General features: G+C 29.5%; 19 protein-coding genes and 2 pseudogenes. 10 read left to right on the forward strand and 11 right to left on the reverse strand.

The window, feature by feature from the left end; translation table 11 throughout:
- The first annotated feature begins 304 nt into the window (after positions 1–304).
- The 9 genes from AGR56_RS10440 (at position 305) to AGR56_RS20275 (ending at position 6,483) form a co-directional block, all read left to right on the forward strand.
- On the forward strand, positions 305–1,066 hold the full coding sequence (locus AGR56_RS10440; RefSeq protein ID WP_053242196.1) for a DeoR/GlpR family DNA-binding transcription regulator: 762 nt from the start codon (positions 305–307) through the stop codon (positions 1,064–1,066).
- A gap of 17 nt (positions 1,067–1,083) precedes the next feature.
- Entirely contained in the window at positions 1,084–1,668 is a 585-nt protein-coding gene (locus tag AGR56_RS22775) for a 1-phosphofructokinase family hexose kinase (RefSeq protein ID WP_278279609.1), read from the forward strand.
- Entirely contained in the window at positions 1,643–2,020 is a 378-nt protein-coding gene (locus tag AGR56_RS22780) for a PfkB family carbohydrate kinase (protein WP_278279610.1), read from the forward strand. The genes AGR56_RS22775 and AGR56_RS22780 overlap by 26 nt, the downstream gene beginning before the upstream one ends.
- 1 nt (position 2,021) lies before the next feature.
- Positions 2,022–2,465 carry a PTS sugar transporter subunit IIA gene (locus AGR56_RS10450; protein WP_053242197.1) on the forward strand — a complete coding sequence of 148 codons (444 nt, stop codon included), beginning with the start codon at positions 2,022–2,024 and terminating at the stop codon, positions 2,463–2,465.
- Between the two features lie 51 nt (positions 2,466–2,516).
- A complete protein-coding gene (locus AGR56_RS10455; protein ID WP_053242198.1) occupies positions 2,517–3,905 on the forward strand; it encodes a fructose-specific PTS transporter subunit EIIC in 1,389 nt (462 codons plus the stop codon).
- Between the two features lie 445 nt (positions 3,906–4,350).
- Positions 4,351–5,043 (forward strand): DUF624 domain-containing protein, encoded by a 693-nt coding sequence (locus AGR56_RS10460; RefSeq protein WP_053242199.1) that lies wholly within the window; start codon positions 4,351–4,353, stop codon positions 5,041–5,043.
- Between the two features lie 105 nt (positions 5,044–5,148).
- Positions 5,149–6,099 (forward strand): SGNH/GDSL hydrolase family protein, encoded by a 951-nt coding sequence (locus tag AGR56_RS10465; protein ID WP_053242200.1) that lies wholly within the window; start codon positions 5,149–5,151, stop codon positions 6,097–6,099.
- Positions 6,093–6,245 (forward strand): hypothetical protein, encoded by a 153-nt coding sequence (locus tag AGR56_RS20270; RefSeq protein ID WP_157055736.1) that lies wholly within the window; start codon positions 6,093–6,095, stop codon positions 6,243–6,245. Before AGR56_RS10465 ends, AGR56_RS20270 begins: the two co-directional genes overlap by 7 nt.
- A gap of 67 nt (positions 6,246–6,312) precedes the next feature.
- Positions 6,313–6,483 carry a hypothetical protein gene (locus AGR56_RS20275; protein WP_157055737.1) on the forward strand — a complete coding sequence of 57 codons (171 nt, stop codon included), beginning with the start codon at positions 6,313–6,315 and terminating at the stop codon, positions 6,481–6,483.
- Positions 6,484–6,581: 98 nt separating this feature from the next.
- Here the strand turns inward: AGR56_RS20275 and AGR56_RS10470 are convergent, their stop codons facing one another.
- The 9 genes and pseudogenes from AGR56_RS10470 to corA form a co-directional block, all read right to left on the reverse strand.
- The gene (locus AGR56_RS10470) at positions 6,582–7,469 is read right to left on the reverse strand and encodes a GNAT family N-acetyltransferase (RefSeq protein ID WP_053242201.1); all 888 of its coding nucleotides are present in this window, start codon (positions 7,467–7,469) and stop codon (positions 6,582–6,584) included.
- A gap of 41 nt (positions 7,470–7,510) precedes the next feature.
- Complete coding sequence (locus AGR56_RS21795) at positions 7,511–7,747, reverse strand: hypothetical protein (protein ID WP_242851401.1); 237 nt, start codon at positions 7,745–7,747, stop codon at positions 7,511–7,513.
- A gap of 2 nt (positions 7,748–7,749) precedes the next feature.
- Complete coding sequence (locus AGR56_RS10475) at positions 7,750–8,571, reverse strand: CotS family spore coat protein (RefSeq protein WP_242851402.1); 822 nt, start codon at positions 8,569–8,571, stop codon at positions 7,750–7,752.
- Between the two features lie 206 nt (positions 8,572–8,777).
- Positions 8,778–10,703: a bifunctional 4-hydroxy-3-methylbut-2-enyl diphosphate reductase/30S ribosomal protein S1 gene (locus AGR56_RS10480; RefSeq protein WP_053242202.1), complete on the reverse strand. Its 1,926-nt coding sequence runs from the start codon at positions 10,701–10,703 to the stop codon at positions 8,778–8,780.
- An 88-nt stretch (positions 10,704–10,791) separates the two neighbouring features.
- Entirely contained in the window at positions 10,792–11,445 is a 654-nt protein-coding gene (gene cmk, locus AGR56_RS10485) for a (d)CMP kinase (RefSeq protein ID WP_053242203.1), read from the reverse strand.
- A 161-nt stretch (positions 11,446–11,606) separates the two neighbouring features.
- Positions 11,607–12,826: pseudogene (locus AGR56_RS10490) on the reverse strand (NAD(P)/FAD-dependent oxidoreductase).
- 94 nt (positions 12,827–12,920) lie between these two features.
- On the reverse strand, positions 12,921–13,799 hold the full coding sequence (locus AGR56_RS10495) for a MurR/RpiR family transcriptional regulator (protein ID WP_053242204.1): 879 nt from the start codon (positions 13,797–13,799) through the stop codon (positions 12,921–12,923).
- A 197-nt stretch (positions 13,800–13,996) separates the two neighbouring features.
- Positions 13,997–14,707, reverse strand: coding sequence for a pseudouridine synthase (locus AGR56_RS10500; protein ID WP_053243316.1), 711 nt, complete (start codon positions 14,705–14,707; stop codon positions 13,997–13,999).
- 10 nt (positions 14,708–14,717) lie between these two features.
- Positions 14,718–15,782 (reverse strand): magnesium/cobalt transporter CorA, encoded by a 1,065-nt coding sequence (gene corA, locus AGR56_RS10505; RefSeq protein WP_053242205.1) that lies wholly within the window; start codon positions 15,780–15,782, stop codon positions 14,718–14,720.
- 196 nt (positions 15,783–15,978) lie between these two features.
- Between corA and AGR56_RS10510 the strand changes: the two genes are divergently transcribed.
- Positions 15,979–16,347: an NUDIX hydrolase gene (locus AGR56_RS10510; RefSeq protein ID WP_347460459.1), complete on the forward strand. Its 369-nt coding sequence runs from the start codon at positions 15,979–15,981 to the stop codon at positions 16,345–16,347.
- Positions 16,348–16,610: 263 nt separating this feature from the next.
- Here the strand turns inward: AGR56_RS10510 and AGR56_RS10515 are convergent.
- Both AGR56_RS10515 and AGR56_RS20280 read right to left on the reverse strand, forming a co-directional pair.
- A pseudogene (locus tag AGR56_RS10515) lies at positions 16,611–17,871 on the reverse strand (cytochrome P450).
- Between the two features lie 158 nt (positions 17,872–18,029).
- Positions 18,030–18,176 (reverse strand): hypothetical protein, encoded by a 147-nt coding sequence (locus tag AGR56_RS20280; protein WP_207642175.1) that lies wholly within the window; start codon positions 18,174–18,176, stop codon positions 18,030–18,032.
- Positions 18,177–18,204: the final 28 nt, after the last annotated feature.

The following is an 18,204-nucleotide window of genomic DNA, read 5'->3' on the forward strand; positions in this document are numbered from 1 at the left end:
CTAAGGCAATAGAAATGCATGATGTTGTTATAGCTGGTAGATAAATTGTATAAACTACAGGAAACCCTAAGTTTTCTGTAGTTTATTTTTAATAAAATATTGTGTTCTAACTAAATGTAAAAATCAACATTTAGTTAGAACACAATCTAATAAAAATAGTTTATGCGTTTTTGCTTAAATGTGTTTGAATGAGACTAAAAATTTGAAAAATGTATTGACAAAATGTTTAATTTTGTTTACAATATAATCAAACAAACAAATGCAAGCACAAACGCTAGTAAACGAATACATGAAAGGTGATTATATGTTTGCAGAAGAAAGACAAAAACAAATAAGTTCAATGTTAAATAAAAATGGAAGCATAAAAGTAAATGAGCTTTCCGAATATTTTAAAGTTTCCGAGGCTACAATAAGAAGAGACCTTCAAGAAATGGAGAACAGAAAGATACTTAAAAGAACTCACGGTGGAGCAGTTAAAATTGATATAACTAACTTTGAACCATCTTTTATAGATAAGAAAGATGAAAAACTTGGAGAAAAATTAGCTATAGCTAAATATGCAGCCAGTATCATTAAAGATGGCGATACAATAATTCTCGATTCTGGTACAACCACACTGGAAGTAGCGAAAAATATATTGGCAAAAAACTTGACAGTGATAACAAATTCCATAGATATAGCAGAACAACTTTCCAACAATAAGGATATGGAGCTTATTATAACTGGAGGAAGTTTAAGATTTAATACTAGAGCTATGGTTGGTCGTACTTGTGAAGATATTTTTAAGTATTTTAGAGTTGATAAAGCTTTTATTGGAGCTAATGGCATATCGGCCATTGAAGGTATTACAACACCAAACTTTATTGAAGCACAAACTAAAAAAGCTATGATGAATTCTGCTAATAAAGTGTTTATAGTAGCTGATAGTTCTAAGTTTGAAAATGCATGTCTTTCAGTAATTTGTGAAATTAAAGATGTTACATCAATTATTACGAGTGGGGATATAGCTGATGAAGTTATAAGCGATTTTCAGAGTAGAGGTGTTGATATTATAGTCACTGGCTAAAATGGAGGTGAACGTTAATGGTAATTACAGTTACATTGAATCCAGCAATGGATAAAACAATTGCAATTCAGGATTTTGAACTTGGAAAAGTAAATAGAGTATCTAAACTTAGATATGATATAGGTGGAAAAGGGATAAATGTTTCTAAGGTTCTAAAGAAATTTGGAATACCATCGGCGTGTACCGGATTCATAGGTGGAAGCTGGAAGAATACCTTTAAAAAAGAATTAAGAAATATGGGAATAGTTAATAACTTTTTAGAAATAACCGAGGATACTAGAACAAATATAAAAGTTGTTGATAACAAGAATAAAATTTATACAGACATAAATGAACCTGGGCCTGAAATTACAGAAGAAGAATTAAATGATTTTATAAATAAATTTAAAAGTATTTGTAATGAAGGTGATATAATAGCCCTTTCTGGAGGAGCATGTCCTAATATTCCTAAAAATATATATGGGATTTTAACAAAACTAGCGAAGGAAAAAGGTGCTTTTGTGATTTTAGATGCAGAAGGAGAACTTTTAAGTGAAGGAATAAAGGAAAAGCCTGATATTATAAAACCTAATAAACATGAGTTTGAAATTTTTTCTAAATAGAAATTTGAATTCAGAGGATGATATGATATGTGAGGCGAAAAAGCTTATAGATAATGGACTAAAGAAAGTTTTAATTTCACTTGGAGAAAAGGGAGCAATTTTGGTAAGCAACAAAATGGTATTATATGGTGAAGGTCTAAAAGTGCCTGTAATGAGTACTGTTGGAGCAGGTGATTCAATGGTTGCAGCCTTGATATATTCAATGCTAAATAATTTTGATGATGAAAAGACTTTGAAATTTGCAGTGGCAACAGGGGCTGCGTCAGTATCACTTGAAGGAACACAGGCATGTGATTTAAATCAGGTTCAAAGCTTGGTACAAAAAGTAAATATAAATGTTAGGAGGAATTAAAATGAGCACTAAGGATATGTTTTCAAAAAATAGAGCAGAATTTAACTTGAAGGCTAAAACTAAAGATGAAGTTTTAGATGAATTAATAGATATATTGTATAAGGATGGAAAAGTAACAAATAAACAAGAACTAAAAGATGCTGTTTTAAAAAGAGAAGAAGAATTCTCTACAGGAATTGGAATGGGAATAGCTATTCCACACGGAAAATGTAGTGCAGTAAAGGAACCAACGATAACTTTTGGTTTAAGTAAAGAAGGAGTAGACTATCAGTCAATGGATGACAAACCAGCAAAACTATTTTTCTTGATAGCAGTACCACAAGAATCTAGTGACGTTCATTTAAAGGCACTTAGTGAGATATCAAGAAAGCTTATGCATGAAGACGTTAGAGAAAGGCTATATAATTCAAACAACTTTGAAGATTTCATAAAGATATTCGAGTAGATATAACTTAATCTAAAATTTTAAATTAAGCTATTTTAAGGAGGAGTAATTATGAAAAAGCTAGTAGCGGTAACATCTTGTCCTACTGGTATTGCACACACTTATATGGCAGCAGAGGCGCTTCAAATGGCAGCGAAGGAAATGGGGATTGAAATAAAAGTAGAAACTCAGGGGTCTGTAGGAGCAGAAAATGTAATAAATGAAAACGATTTAAAAGAAGCTGATGCTGTTATTATAGCAGCAGACACAAACGTAGATAAGTCAAGGTTTGCAGGAATGCCACTAGTTGAAGTGCCAGTTAAAGATGCAATAAAGGATTCTAAAGCACTTATAAACAGAGCACTTTCAACAAAAGAAGTATTCAAGGGAAAAGAGAAAAAAGAAGAAAAAGCTCCACAAGCAGAAGGAAAGTCGATTGGTAAGGGTATATACAAGAATTTAATGACTGGTGTTTCATTTATGATACCTTTTGTTGTAGCAGGAGGAATACTTATAGCACTTGGTTTTGCAATAGGAGGAATTTATGTTTTTAAATCGCCAGGTACTATTGGTGAGGCTATATTTAGCACCGGAAAACAGGCATTTGCACTTATGCTTCCTGTTTTAGCAGGATATATATCTTATTCTATAGCTGATAGGCCGGGACTTGTACCAGGATTTGTTGGTGGGGCTCTTGCAAGTACTATAGGAGCAGGATTTATAGGAGCACTTTTAGCAGGATTTATTGCAGGATATACAGTAGTCCTTATTAAAAAGTATATTAGACTTCCTAAAGCATTAGATGGTTTGATGCCAGTTTTAATAATACCTGTACTTTCAACTTTAATTATAGCACTAATAATGATATTTGTTTTAGGCGGACCTGTAAAAGCAATAAATGATGGTTTGGCAGGATTCTTAAAGGGACTCCAAGGAGCAAATGCAGCATTACTTGGAATTGTGTTAGGAGCAATGATGGCTTTCGATATGGGTGGCCCTTTCAATAAGGCAGCATATGTATTTGCAACAAGTACTTTAACAACCACAGCGTTGTCATCTGGAGGAACAGCTATAATGGCAGCAGTAATGGCAGCAGGTATGGTTCCACCACTTGGAATAGCACTTGCAACAGTTATAGCTAAAAATAAATTTACAGAGCAGGAGAGAGAAGCAGGAAAAGCAGCATGGGCACTTGGTGTATCATTCATAACTGAAGGAGCAATACCATTTGCAGCAGCAGATCCACTTAGAGTTATACCATCAGTTATGGCGGGCTCAGCTGTGACTGGAGCATTATCAATGGTATTGGGTTCAAAGCTTGCAGTTCCTCATGGAGGTATATGGGTATTGTTCATACCAAATGTAGTAACGCACTTATTAGGATATATTATAGCGATAGTTGCCGGAACAATTGTAACAGGAGTAGTACTTTCGGTTGTTAAAAAGAAAAAAGTATTTTAAGGTTTTCAAAGTGAAGAGGGTTTAGTACTCTCTTCACTTTTATTTTATAGCAGTGATGACAAGTATTAGCATATTTCATTAAGTGTTTTTTTTATAAAGGCTTTGTTTTGGATAATTAACTAAAAGCTTATTAGAGATAACTTCTTCATGCTTGATGATATAATTATTTTAAATTATAATGATTTTTGTAGTAACTTGATTAAATAAATTCTTATAATAAATTTAAAGTTTTTTCAAAAGGAAAAACTTTTTATATCAATGTGAATTTTTACAGATGCTTTATTGTCAGGAAAGATCAATTAGTTCATGAGGGTGTCATGATAAAAAGAAAGGAAGGGTTGGATGCAGTATTTCTATAAATGCATATAAAATATCACAAAAAATAGTAGAATTTAATTAAAATGCTATGATTTAAAAGAACATTAATAATAAGGTGGATGATAATATGAAAAACGATGATTTACAAGATTCTAAATTTTACATATTGGGGACGTACTTATGGTTATTTATAGTTGCAAGCTTGTGGTTCGTTATTTTCAATATACCATTTTTGATAGCGGTAGTGTTTTATGCATCAATAAAGAGTAGTTTAACATGGATTATTATGCTTATAGCGTCTGCATTTATAGGACCAACGGTAATTGCAATGTTTTATACAATGAATAAGGCATATAAGAATAAGGAAATGGATAATACAACTAAAAATTTTCTTAAAGGCTATAAAGCAAATTTCTTTGAAGGAATATTTTATTGGTGTATATTTCTAGCAATGTATATTGGTTTATATTTTTATAGAATTTATTTTATGGCAGCTTTAGGTCCGCAAACAGGATTTGCATATTTGATTATACTACTTCAAATGATTTTATTAGCTATTGCTATTATGAATTTTGTAATAGTTTCAAGGTTTTATTTGAGTATAAAAAACGCACTAAAAATATCTATATATGAATCAGTAAAAAATATTAAACTGTTTATTCAAATATTAGGCGTTATTGTTATATATATGATCGCGCTAAAGTATTTAGGAAATTGTGTTTTTTTATTAATAAGCGCGGTTTCATATTTCATAATAGTTATATTAAGTCCTGTGCTTAAAAATGTTGAGAATGAGTTTAGTAATAAAAATGTTAACTAAATCTGAATTATTGTTAATAAAACTGAATAAAGATCATTTGAATGAAACCGTTTTTACTTTATAGTATAAATAGCATAGATATAGGATCAGAGGAGATGTTAATCAATGGTATTAGATATATATAAACATAGAAATGGGTTTCCAAAATTAATTGATGCTTTGAAAAAAGGGACGGTTACATTGGGATTTATAGGTGGATCTATAACTGATGCAGCATCTTATAAAAGATGGCCTGAGTATGTGATAGGTTGGTTTGAAAAGACTTTTCCTAATGTTAGATTTTACGTGGAAAATGCTGCAATAGGAGCAACAGGAAGTGATCTTGCAGTGTTTAGGGCAGAAAGAGATATAATTAATAGAAATTGCGATGTTGTATTTATAGAATACGCAGTTAATGATAATGATGAGCCGTCAATTGAAAAGAGAATGAGGACAAGAGAAGGACTCATAAGAAAATTTTTAAAAAAACAAGTTGATTTAGTACTAACTTATACTTATTGTCAGGATATGTACGAAAGCCTTATGAAAGATGAACTTCCTGAAACAATTAGACAATTTGAAGAATTAGGAGAACATTATAAAATTGGTTCAGTATTTATGGGACTTTATGCCTTAAATGAAGTTAGAAGTGGAATGATGAGATGGGAAGAATGGATTCCAGATGGACTTCATCCAGATGAAAGAGGAAGCCTAGTTTATGCACAAAGCGTAAGTAATTTTCTTGAAAAAGAATTAATAGATGAACCAAGTTTGAAGGGTGTTCCTTATGGAGACAAGCTTCCAGAAGCCATTAATAAAAATAATTGGGAAAGCACTTACATGGTACCATTTTCAGAGTTTAAACTTAAAGGACCTTGGGCAGTAAGAAGATGGAGAAGCCAGAATATGATTGATCAAGTACTTGCAACTTCTGCTGTTGGAGCTAAGCTATCATTTAGTTTTAAAGGAAGAGGACTTTCACTTGCATGTAATTTTGATAAAACATCAGCTGAATTTAAATATAGATTAGATGGTGGAGAGTGGATGCAAACTGAGCGTGAAAGACCTTTATGCTAGAGGGCCAAGAATGGTTTAAAATAGAGAATCTTTATGATGACCTTGAAAATAAAGAACATATTTTTGAGCTTGAAGTAGTTCATGGAAATAGAGATGAATGTAAAGGAACAAACTTTAGGCTTATATTTGCAGGTGTCATAAAATAGGCGAATTCTGATATTTGGAGGAAATTATGAAGAATTTAAATTTAAACGGAAAAAGGAGGTTTTTCATATGTATGATGCAAAACTTCTTGAAAATGAAGAAAATAATGAAGCTTCGCTGTTAAAAAGTGATTCTATATGCGATCTATGTTATTTTGAAAAGTATCCGGGCGAAAGATTATTTTATACTAAATCATTACATGTTCCAATAGATGGCTTGTTAAACAAGGACTCACAATGAAAGCATTTAATAAAAATTGCTAGGACTTTTATGTCCTGGCAGTTTGGATTCATTTATAAGTTCCTATAAAAATAAAAAAGAACAATTAATATTTTTTATTAATCATTCCTTTCCATTATAGTTTTTTTCCAAAGGCAGCATTCTTTGCTTTCAATAAATCCAATCGATTTATATAAATTAATAGCAACATAATTATTTATGTCCACATTAATATAAGCTTTTTTATATCCAATTAATTTTATATAATTGAGTATATACTGGAGAAAATATTTTCCGTAACCCTTTCCTCTATGTTCAGATAAAAGCCCAAAGTTAACGACAAATGGCCTATCATCTTTAAATATAAGCTGACCATATCCTATAGCCTCATTATTTAACTTAATAAAAAGCGATCCATCATCAATGTAATAATTTTGAGTTTCATCATAATATATATCATCAATAGAAATTGGTATACGTCCATCTTTATGAAACACTTCATTTTGAATGTAACATCTTATTCCTTCTTCTTTGGATTTTACTAAGGGTTCAATTTTAACATTTTGAAAATATCTAAGATTAAAATACTTTTCAAGATTTATTTCAAGCTCAAAGTTACCTTCTATTTCCTCAAAATTAAGCTTTTTTAATATTGAGTAATTATATAAGTTCTTTTCACATTTATATACAAAAGCTTTAGCAGATTTAAATGACTTTAAGAGTAAATTATAAGCATTAATATCTGAAAAAAATTCCTTACAAATTTCCATACAATTTATATTGTAAGTTTCTTTCGAGTTTTCTTTTTTAACCCAAATAAAGCCTATGTATTTATTATTATATTTAAGCAAATGTACATTTCTTTTTACCAGGATTTTTTTTAGCATATTATCTTTTTTAAATTCATCCATAAAATCCATGTTAAGCTTATTAAAATTATATCTTTTAGAATTTAAAGATATTAAGTATTTAAGATTGTACTTATTCAAAACCTCACAACTATACATATTTACCTCTTACAAAAATTATAAATAATAACATTTTTATGTCAATTATAATTGTATTTCTTTAAGTAATCAATATATTTTTGTATAAATTTATCCTGAAATTCACCTGCGTCTATTATTTTATTGAGCCTTTTTATATATTTCTTTTCAGTCCAGTTTTTACATTTTACATACCTTTTCTTACCCAATTTCCAAAACTTATGTGGAAAAATTATAATAGCCAGCATTATTTGAAGTTCTTCTCTGGTAAGTTTATTTATTGACATATATGCTTCCATTACTAATTTAGCTTTTTCAAAATCCCAATTGTATTCCTTTTGAACATAAGCCTTCTAATCATTTTTCCAAGATCGCTTATTTCAAAATCTATAACTATACTATCCAAATCTATAATATAATATTTATCATCCTTTTTTATTATATTTTGATAATAAAAGCTATCATGACATATTGTTTTCTTTTTATCATAATTTTTTAAAAAGCTTAAGTATGATGATTCATTTAAAAGCTTTATAGATAGTAAACCTATATCGCAGTACCTATCAATAAGTTTCTCATATTCTTCATCAAATCCATTTTTTAGTTTTTTTGAGCTTATGAGTCTTTTATAGCTTCTCATGTCATTTACACAGCGCATAAAAAAAGTCATTAAATTTTTAGTATTACTTTCTATATAAAGTTTAGATTTATCAATATTTTTGCATGCTGAATGAAAATTAGCAAGTAATTTAGCACAATTGACGGTTTCGTTTATATCATTCATGTTACACTCCTCACCGTTTATCCATTCAGTAACGTAGAAAACATATCCCTTATGATGAATAAAAAATTTGCCATCTGTGGTTTTAATATAACCAGCCGTATTATAAAAGTTATTTTTCTTAAGCTCAGAGGTTAAGTAGTTTCCATTATAGGCTTTTTTAGTGCCATGTCTCATCCTTTTTAAGCAAAACATACCTTTGTCTGTTTCAATTTTGTAGGCACTTCTAACCTTTTTAATATCAATTACGGTAAAATCATATTTGCTAATGACTTTATTTATCATTTTAAGTTCTTTGTTTTTTAAGATTTCAACGAACTCAGCATTTCTATAATCAACCATAGTATTTCCTCCACAATTAGTGTACATTAAAATATATTATGGTTAATTTAAAGTTATAACTATTTTGAAATAAAAAAATGCGTGCTTATTATCATTTTGCACGCATTTAGTGTACATTAAAATATATTATGGTTAATTTAAAGTTATAACTATTTTGAAATAAAAAAATGCGTGCTTATTATCATTTTGCACGCATTTAGTAATTATTATTCTTCTACTTCTCTTATACTTAAGCCAATTTTCTTTGTTTCTCCATTTACATCTATTATTTTGGCTTTTACTTCCTCACCAATAGTTAAAACTTCTGATGGTTTTGCAATTCTCTTGTGGCTTATTTCAGAAATATGAACAAGTCCATCAACACCAGGTTCTAATTCTACAAAAGCACCAAAGTTAGCAAACCTTACAACTTTTCCAAGAACAACTGAACCGGCTGGATATTTTTCTTCTATATTATTCCATGGGTCTTCTATAAGCTTTTTCATGCTAAGTGATAATTTTTTGTTTTCTTTATCAATACTTAATATATAAACCTTAATCTTATCTCCTGTTTTTAAAGCATCAGCTGGTTTGTTGACTCTTCCCCATGATATTTCAGAAACATGAAGTAGTCCATCTATACCCTTAATGTCAACAAAAGCACCAAAATCAGTTAATCTTTTTACTTCTCCTTCTACTGTCTGTCCCTGCTCTAATTCATTCCATACTGTTTCTTCTTTTACTTCTTTTTCTTTCTTTAATATTTCTCTTCTTGAACCTACGATTTTGCTTTGTTTCTTCTTTGTTGAATATTCTATTATTTCAACTTCAAGTTCCTTGCCAATATATTGATCAAGATTTTCTACATGAAATAATTCTATATGAGATGCAGGTATGAAAACTCTAATTCCTTTATAAAGAGCTATTATTCCACCGTTAACTGACTCTTTAACTTTTACATTTAGTTTTGTTTTGTTTTCAAAAGCATCCTTTATTTCTTTGTAACCTTCTTCTCTTTGAATTTCTTTTACTGATAAAACCACGTAATTATCATCATCTTTTAATTTAATTACTTTGGCAGAAATATTGTCTCCTACTTTATATACATCTTTTAGACTTTCTTTAGAACATTCTGTTTCACTTTTTGGTATAATACCATCACGCTTGTAGCCTATATTTAAAAATAATTCCTTTTCTGATACCTGAATTATTTCCCCACTTACATGGGCGCCAGCATAAATTTTACTTTCATTTTCGGCTATAAATTTCATAGCATCAGCCATTTCATTGTTTGTTTCAGTAACTGTATTATTTTCACTCATTTTATCAATTGCCTCCTCGATAATCCAATCAGGTGTTGAAGCTCCAGCTGTTACACCTATTTTTAAATAGTTTTTGTTTTTTATTATTTCATCAGGTATTTCACCTGAATTTTCTACATGAATTGTAGCTTTACAATTGCTTTTACATATTTCATAAAGCTTTCTGGTATTTGAGCTTTGCTTTCCACCAATAACAACCATACAATCTACTTTTTTAGAAAGCTCATCTGCAGCTTTTTGATTTTCGGAAGTAGCACTGCAAATAGTATTAAACACTGCTATTTCCTTTGAAATTTTAACAACCTTTGAGACTACTTTTTGTAAATTAGAAAGTTTTTCTGTAGTTTGAGAAACAATACATACTTTAGATTTCAAATTTTTAAGATTATCTCCGTCTTTAGATACATACGCTTTATTGTCACACCATCCGTTAATTCCTATAACCTCAGGGTGTTTTTCATCACCAACAATTACTATATCATACTTAAGTTCGTTATATTTTTTTACTTTTTCATGAATATTTGAAACAAAAGGACACGTAGCATTTACTATTATAATACCTTTTGAATTTAATAATTCGATTGTACTTTTTGGCACACCGTGTGATCTTATTATTATAACATCATTTTGTTTTAAAAAATCTAGATCACTTATTTCAATAGGATATATACCTTTATTTTTAAGATAATTAACTGCATCATTATTGTGAATTAAAGAACCAAGAGTATATATTTTTTTGCCATATTTCTTTCTTGTTTCTAGAGCAGTTTCAACAGCTCTTTTTACTCCAAAGCAAAAACCGGATTTTTCTGCAAATATTATTTCCCTCATACTATTATAGTACCACCTTTTCTATGGTGAAACCATCTCCACTAAAATCTATATAATTTAATTTTACCATGATTTCACTATAATTATATTACGTTCTATCTGTAATATATTTAGAAATGTAATTAACTACATCTTCAATACTCATAAAGGAAGAATCGATTTCCACAGCATCTTTCGCCTTTTTTAATGGACTTGCTTTTCTATTAGAGTCAATGTAATCTCTCTTTTTTATGTCGTTTAATATATCATTATAATTAACTTCAATATTTTTTTTCGTGAGTTCATCATATCGTCTTTTCGCTCTTTCTTCTGGAGAAGCTGTTAAATAAAACTTAAATTTTGCATTTTTAAGAACTACAGTTCCTATATCTCTTCCATCCATTATAACATTATATTTTTCTGAAAGAGCTCTTTGTATACTGACAAGTTTTTCCCTAACCTCCAAAACGGCAGCATAATTTGAAACATTTTTACTAATGTCAGGCATAACTATCCTATCACTTATATCTTTAGAATCAACTATAATTCTGTCATTTTCAAAATGCATAGAAAGCGAATCAATTAATTTACATAAATTTTTTTTATCTGTATAGTGTATATTATGTTTTATTGCCATTAGGGTAACTGCCCTATACATATATCCTGTATTTATGTACATAAGATTAAATTTTTTACCTACAAGTTTTGCTATCGTGCTTTTTCCTGCACCAGCAGGACCATCTATCGCTATACTTAAATTCAAAACGTATTCCGCCTTTCCAAAGAAATACTATTACATTAATGTATTCTATATAAATAAAAAAAACCCTTTAAAATTTCTACAAAATATAATTTTTTTCTTACAAACTTTAATTACATCTTAATAAATATAAAGGCAATTAAAGTCTAAAATTATCATATTTTTCAATTAGCTACATTTATTCCAGCTAAATAACCTGTTGATAATGCTATTTGTAAATTAAAGCCTCCAGTATATCCATCCACATCTATAATCTCTCCACAGAAATATAAGTTACTAATTAGTTTAGATTTCATTGTTGAAGGATCAATTTCTTTTACATTGATACCTCCAGCAGTAATTATAGCCTCAGCAATAGGACGTAAGCCTTTTATATTAAATTCCAAATTTTGAAGCAAATGGACTAAATTCTTTCGTTCTTCCTTAGTTATTGCATTTACCTTTTTATCAGGATCTATTTTTGACAATGAGATAATTATCGGTATTAATTTGTGTGGCAATAGGTCATTAAGCGCATTTTTCAAATCTTTATTTGTATATTTTATAAAGTCATTTTGAATCCTTTTATCAAGCTCAGTTTCAGTTAAGGCTGGTTTTAAATTTATTATTCCCTTAAGCTTATTGTTAAAATTTACAACTCTACTTCCACTAAGTACAATAGGACCAGTTACTCCATAATGTGTAAAAAGCATTTCACCAAAATTTTGATAAAGAACCTTTTTATCCTTTTTTATTGTAAAATCAACGTTTTTTAAAGAAAGTCCCTGAAGCTCCGGTATCCAGCTTTCATCTGCTTCTATTGGAACAAGGGATGGAACAGTTTTTACTATATTATGACCAAGTTTTTTCGCAAAATTAAGCCCGTCACCTGTTGAACCTGTTTGAGGATAAGACATTCCACCTGTACAAATAATAAAATAGTCACCTTTTATTATTTCATTTTGTCAGTAACAATGCTTTGTATATTTTTGCCATTAGAGTTTACCTCCTTAACTCTTGTGTTTAACATAACCTTTATTTGCTTTTCTTTTATTTTTTCTTGAAACACATGTATTATGTCAGAAGATTTATCGGAAACAGGAAAAACTCTATCTCCTCTTTCTTTTTTTAACTTTACTCCTGAATTTTCAAAAAAACCTATTGTGTCCATATTAGTAAAAGAATACAGCGCACTGTACAAGAAATTAGGATTTCCAGGGATGTTATCAAAGAATTCACTTATATCTTTATAATTTGTTATATTACACCTTCCCTTACCTGTAATATATAATTTTTTACCTAGTTTTTCGTTTCTTTCTATTAATATAACATTATTTTTCTCAGCAGCTGTAATTGCAGCCATCATTCCAGCAGGACCGCCACCTATAACAATTACTGTGTTCATTAATCCACCTTCTTTAAAATCATTGTAAATAAAAATGAAGAGTATATCATATACTCCTCTTAATTTTTATATGTTTATAATAAAATATCTATTATTATTTATCTTCCATATTTTTGTATGAGTATACTCTATATTCTTCCCAAATATTTTCAAGATCACTAAAGGTTTTAGAAATTTTATGCTTTTCTTTCAATCCAACTGCTACAATAAGTGCATTTATAACACTTAAAGGTGCAACTAAGGAATCAACAAAGGATGCCATATTACTTTGAGCTATAAGTGTATAATCTGCTTCTGTAGCAAGCGGAGAAAGTAAACTATCAGTTATAGCTACTACCTTTGTAGACCTTGATTTTGCAAAACTTAAAGCTTCTATTGTTCTTGCTGCATATCTTGGAAAACCTATTCCTATTAAAAGATCATCTGAAGATATATTTATAATTTGTTCAAATATATCACTTATACCATAGTTTATGACATGCACATTGTCCAAAATAAGATTTAAATAAAATCCAAGAAATTCAGAAAGTGCTGTAGAACTTCTAAGCCCAATTATATATATACGTTTCGCAGCAAATATTGAGTTTATAACTTCATTAAATGTATTTTGATTTATTTTTTCAAGTGTTACCCTAATATTCTCCATATCAGCTTTTAAAACACCTTTTAGAGAATCTTCTTCTGATATAAAAGCATTTGAAAGCTCTATTCTCTGAACAGTTGTAAGTTTATTTTTTATAAGCTCCTGAAGTGCCTTTTGAAGCTTTGGATAACCACTAAACCCAAGCTCATTTGCAAATCTAACTACCGTAGATTCACTTACACCTACACTTATACCAAGTTTTGATGCTGTCATAAATGCAGCTTTATCATAATGCTTTAATATATATTCAGCTATTAATTTTTGGCCTTTACTTAATCTTGGAAATTTAATTTGAATAGTTCTCATAAGATCATGTTTTTCGTTTTCCATATGTATCAAACCCCTTCTAAGATGCAAAGTGAAATAAATAATTTTATATAATTTCAAAATGAATTATTTATTTCATTTTAACATTAAATGAAAACTTATTCAATATTTTATTCATTTTATTAGGGTGATTTCGATAGAAGTGCATCCAAATTGCAGAGGGTTCAATGCTCACTGCAATTTCATTAAATGCTCTGATTCTAAATATTCATCAAATAATTTACTTCATCCTTGCTTAGATATCTCCACTGTCCTACTTCTAGATCACCAAGCGTTATACTTCCAATAGAAACTCTTTTAAGTTCAATGACATGATGATGTATTGCTCTGCACATTCTTCTCACTTGTCTTTTTTTACCTTCATGTATCACTATTTTCAAAATTGAATTTTTACCTTCAACTTTTACTATTGAAGCTTCTGAAGGTGCAGTTATATACCCACCTATATCCACACCTTTTTTTAGAGTTGATATCTCTGTTTCATCAGGAATACCAGATACAAGTGCAATGTATGTTTTATTTATATTTTGTTTGGGATGCATTATTTTATTAAATATCTCACCATCATTTGTTATTATGAGAAGTCCTGAGGTTTCATAATCCAGTCTACCTACAGGGAAAAGTCTTTCTTTAAAATCAAAAATATCAATTACAGTTTTTCTTCCCCTATTATCACTTGAAGCAGTAATATATCCCTTAGGTTTATTTAAAGCTATGTAAATCTTTTTTTCTTCAATTTTTATTGGTTTTCCATCCAAGAAAACTTTGTCACTATCTGTATTAATCTTAAAACCAAGCTCTGTTATAGTAACTCCGTTTACGCTTACTCTTCCTTCTTCAATCAATTTTTCGCATTTTCTTCTCGAGGCAACACCACAGCTAGCCATGTATTTTTGTAATCTTTCTTCCATCATAATCACCTTATAACCATTTCTTTTTTTTAAAATATGCAAGCATTCCCACTGCAATAAAAATCATAATTCCCCATAATATTTGATATGCATAGTGTATTTTAAGTTCAGGCATATTATCAAAATTCATTCCGTAAACCCCAACTAAAAAAGAGAGAGGAATAAAGATTGTTGAAAATATTGTAAGAAATTTCATAACCTCGTTCATTTTATTGCTCACACTTGATAAATATGTATCCATCATACCTTCAATTATATCTCTAAACAATTCTATTGAATCTATAACCTGTATAGTATGATCATAAACATCCTTAAAATATACACCAGTATCGGCTCCAATAAATTTTGTCTCTCCTCTTTGAAGCACGTTAATAACTTCTCTGAGAGGCCATACTGACTTTCTTATAAAAATCATTTCTCTCTTCATATTATATATTTCCGTGAATACTTCATTCGTTGGATTTTTCAAAAGCTTTTCTTCAAAAATCTCTATTCTATCTTCAAATTTCTCAAGAGCAACAAAATAGTTATCAACTATAGAATCGATAATTGCATAAGCCAAATAATCTGTTCCAGCACTTCTTATTTTATTACCCTGAGTTCTTATTCTATTTCTTAAATTATCAAAGACATCGCCTTTTAATTCCTGTTCTTGAAAAGTTATTACTAAATTTTTCATGCAAATCAAACTTACTTGCTCAACTACAGGTACATTTTTCGAATAGTATATCATTTTTAAAACAACATAAATGTAATTATCAAATTCCTCAATTTTAGGTCTTTGGTTAGTATTTAAAATATCCTCCATTATAAGAGGATGTACTCCAAATTCGCGTCCAAACTTTTCATATAGAATTATATCCTCAAGTCCATCCACATTTATCCATGTTGTAGAATCAGAGTTTTTATATTTAAAACTTTCTTCTATACTTTTTAAATCTTTTTCTTCAAATTTATCAACTTTGTAGTCCATAACGCTTATTTTTGAATTCTTACCTGTCTTTCTTCCTATATGAACAAGACTTCCTGGTTTTAAACCTCTCTTTTTTGAAATTCCTTTCATATACCTTGTCAAATAAATCACCACCACATTGTACTTTTTTGTTGCCAAAATTTTTAAAACATATTTAGAATAATATTATACTATATTATTCTAGTATTATCCAAAAAACTATACACTATTTCGTATTAGATATTATCAGCATTTCTTGTTCTAGCAGGCATATATATAATATATAAGAGCTTTAAATAAAGAAAAGGGGTCTTTTTTTATGTCAGATGAAAAATTGGTTTATGATGGATGGTTAAAAATTTATAATAAAAATATTAATGGCAAAACCTATGACATACTTCATAATTATGATGCTGTTGCTGCTTTTGTAACAGATGAATTTGGAGATATTTTAATGGTGAAACAATTTAGACCAGTTGTTATGAAAGAAACTTTAGAAATACCTGCAGGTTGTCTTGATGTAGAGGGTGAAACCCCTGAAGATTGTTTAATAAGAGAACTTAAAGAGGAAACTAATTTAAATGTGAATAAGAATGCTTTAAATAAAATTATATCTTATACTCCTATGCTTGGCTTCAGCAAAAGCATCTTGCATTTGTATCATGTTAATATAAAAAATCGGATTTGAAAACAATAAAATTGATGATGAAGATGTAAGGGAAGTTTTATGGTTAGATAATAATACTTTTAAAAAGTACGTAAAAGATGGTAAAATTTTTGATGGTAAAACCATAATAAGCTATTTATATGTCATGAATAAAAAAGTATTCGATTAGGTGGACATTATTATGTTTAAATTTAATACTTCAGGTTCTTCTTTGAGGCAGCTTTCATTGAAATGAAGGTGACAGAGTGCCAATGGAAGCTGCATGAATAATTAAATATTAAAGTTTAAGATTTCCTTTTAATATTGCTCATAATGAATCCGCTGTGAGGCAGTGTTGGTATTCTTGCTAAATTATAGCTTAAATCCTGCTTTGGTATATCAAACTCAAGCTTATTAACAAGGAAATCTAAACTTACTTTCATAATTTCTATAGTAATACCTTCACCTGGACATCGATGTCCTTCTGAAGCTTTGCCACCGCCTTGAGGCATAAAGCTAAACAATCTATCCTTTTTATTTTCAAAACGTTCTGGTTGAAATTCATCTGGATTGCCCCATATTTTAGAATCATGATTGATGCCATAAATATCAAGAAGTACAAGCATCCCTTTCTCAAATTCTAAACCGCTCCAAGTAAAATCCTTTCGAACTCTTGCACCCAAAAAAGGGGTAAATGGATAGTAACGTCTAACTTCCTGGACGAACATTTCTATGTAATTATTATCATCAGTTACTAACTTTTTTTGCATTCCGGATGTTTGTATAATGCTAAAGCTGCAAAAGTAATATATGTTGAAATAGCAACAACAGGTCTTAGTAGATTAATGAGTTCCACTGCAGCCATCTCAGAGCACATTAAATTACCATCAATTTCTCTATAAAATGCCATTGCATAAAGCAATGAATCATTCTTAACCGTTAACTTTCCACCTCTTACATCCTCTATAATGCCTTTTGCCCATCTTTCAGTTCTAGTTCTTGCATTTTTTCCTTTCCAATACCTAGGACCAATTCCTCCAAAACCATCAACCATTGCACTAAAGTCATCTGCTAAGTTTTTTATTTTAAATTCTGGTAATGGAACTCCAGTCCAACGGCATGCTATTTTACATAAAATATTTTTAACTTCATCAAAAAGCACTATTTTTTTAATACTTTCCCATTCATAAGCAGAGGCTTGTAAAGCTTCAAGCATAAGTTCAGCAAGTTTTTTTTGGTGCTTTTCAGTCATCAAGGACATAAAGAAAAGCTTTCTATGAGTATGTGCCTTTCCATCCATTGTTTGAATTGCGTTCATTCCAAAAAGAGTTTTTTGTATTCGCTTTGGTGCTGCGTCTTTTCGCTGAAATCGTTCCTCATCATAAAAAATTTTTTGCAGCTTCCTCACCAGTTATGCAAATTACTTTTTTCTCCAAATAGATGGGTTTCGAATATATCACATCTATAGAAATCCATTGTATTTTTAATAAAAGTATATCCTTCATGCAATAAATCAAGAGTATTATCTAGACCTTTATCATGTACGACTTGTTCATCTATTGTCATGGATTTATATTCTCCTTTCCAAAGATATAAAAAATCACTCACTTTTATTTTATATTTAGCGATAATATTAAAATTTTCCCATATTTAAATTTTAATCATTTCACTACGAAAGATAATAAATATTTTTCGTAGTGAAAGTTACTCTTTAAACCAACTCTTTACACTTTGTCTTTAAGAAAATCATCTTTTTCATATGTCATATTTCTTTTTTCTACTTTGTCTTCAACTGCTTCTTCATAGGCAGCTTCTGACTTAACACGCTTTGGTTCTGAATCCTTGTCTTTAGCATTTTGTCTGTTATTCATATTATCACTTCCATTTTTCATTTTTAGA

It is taken from the genome of Clostridium sp. DMHC 10 (assembly GCF_001270375.1).
Taxonomy (GTDB): domain Bacteria; phylum Bacillota; class Clostridia; order Clostridiales; family Clostridiaceae; genus Clostridium_S; species Clostridium_S guangxiense.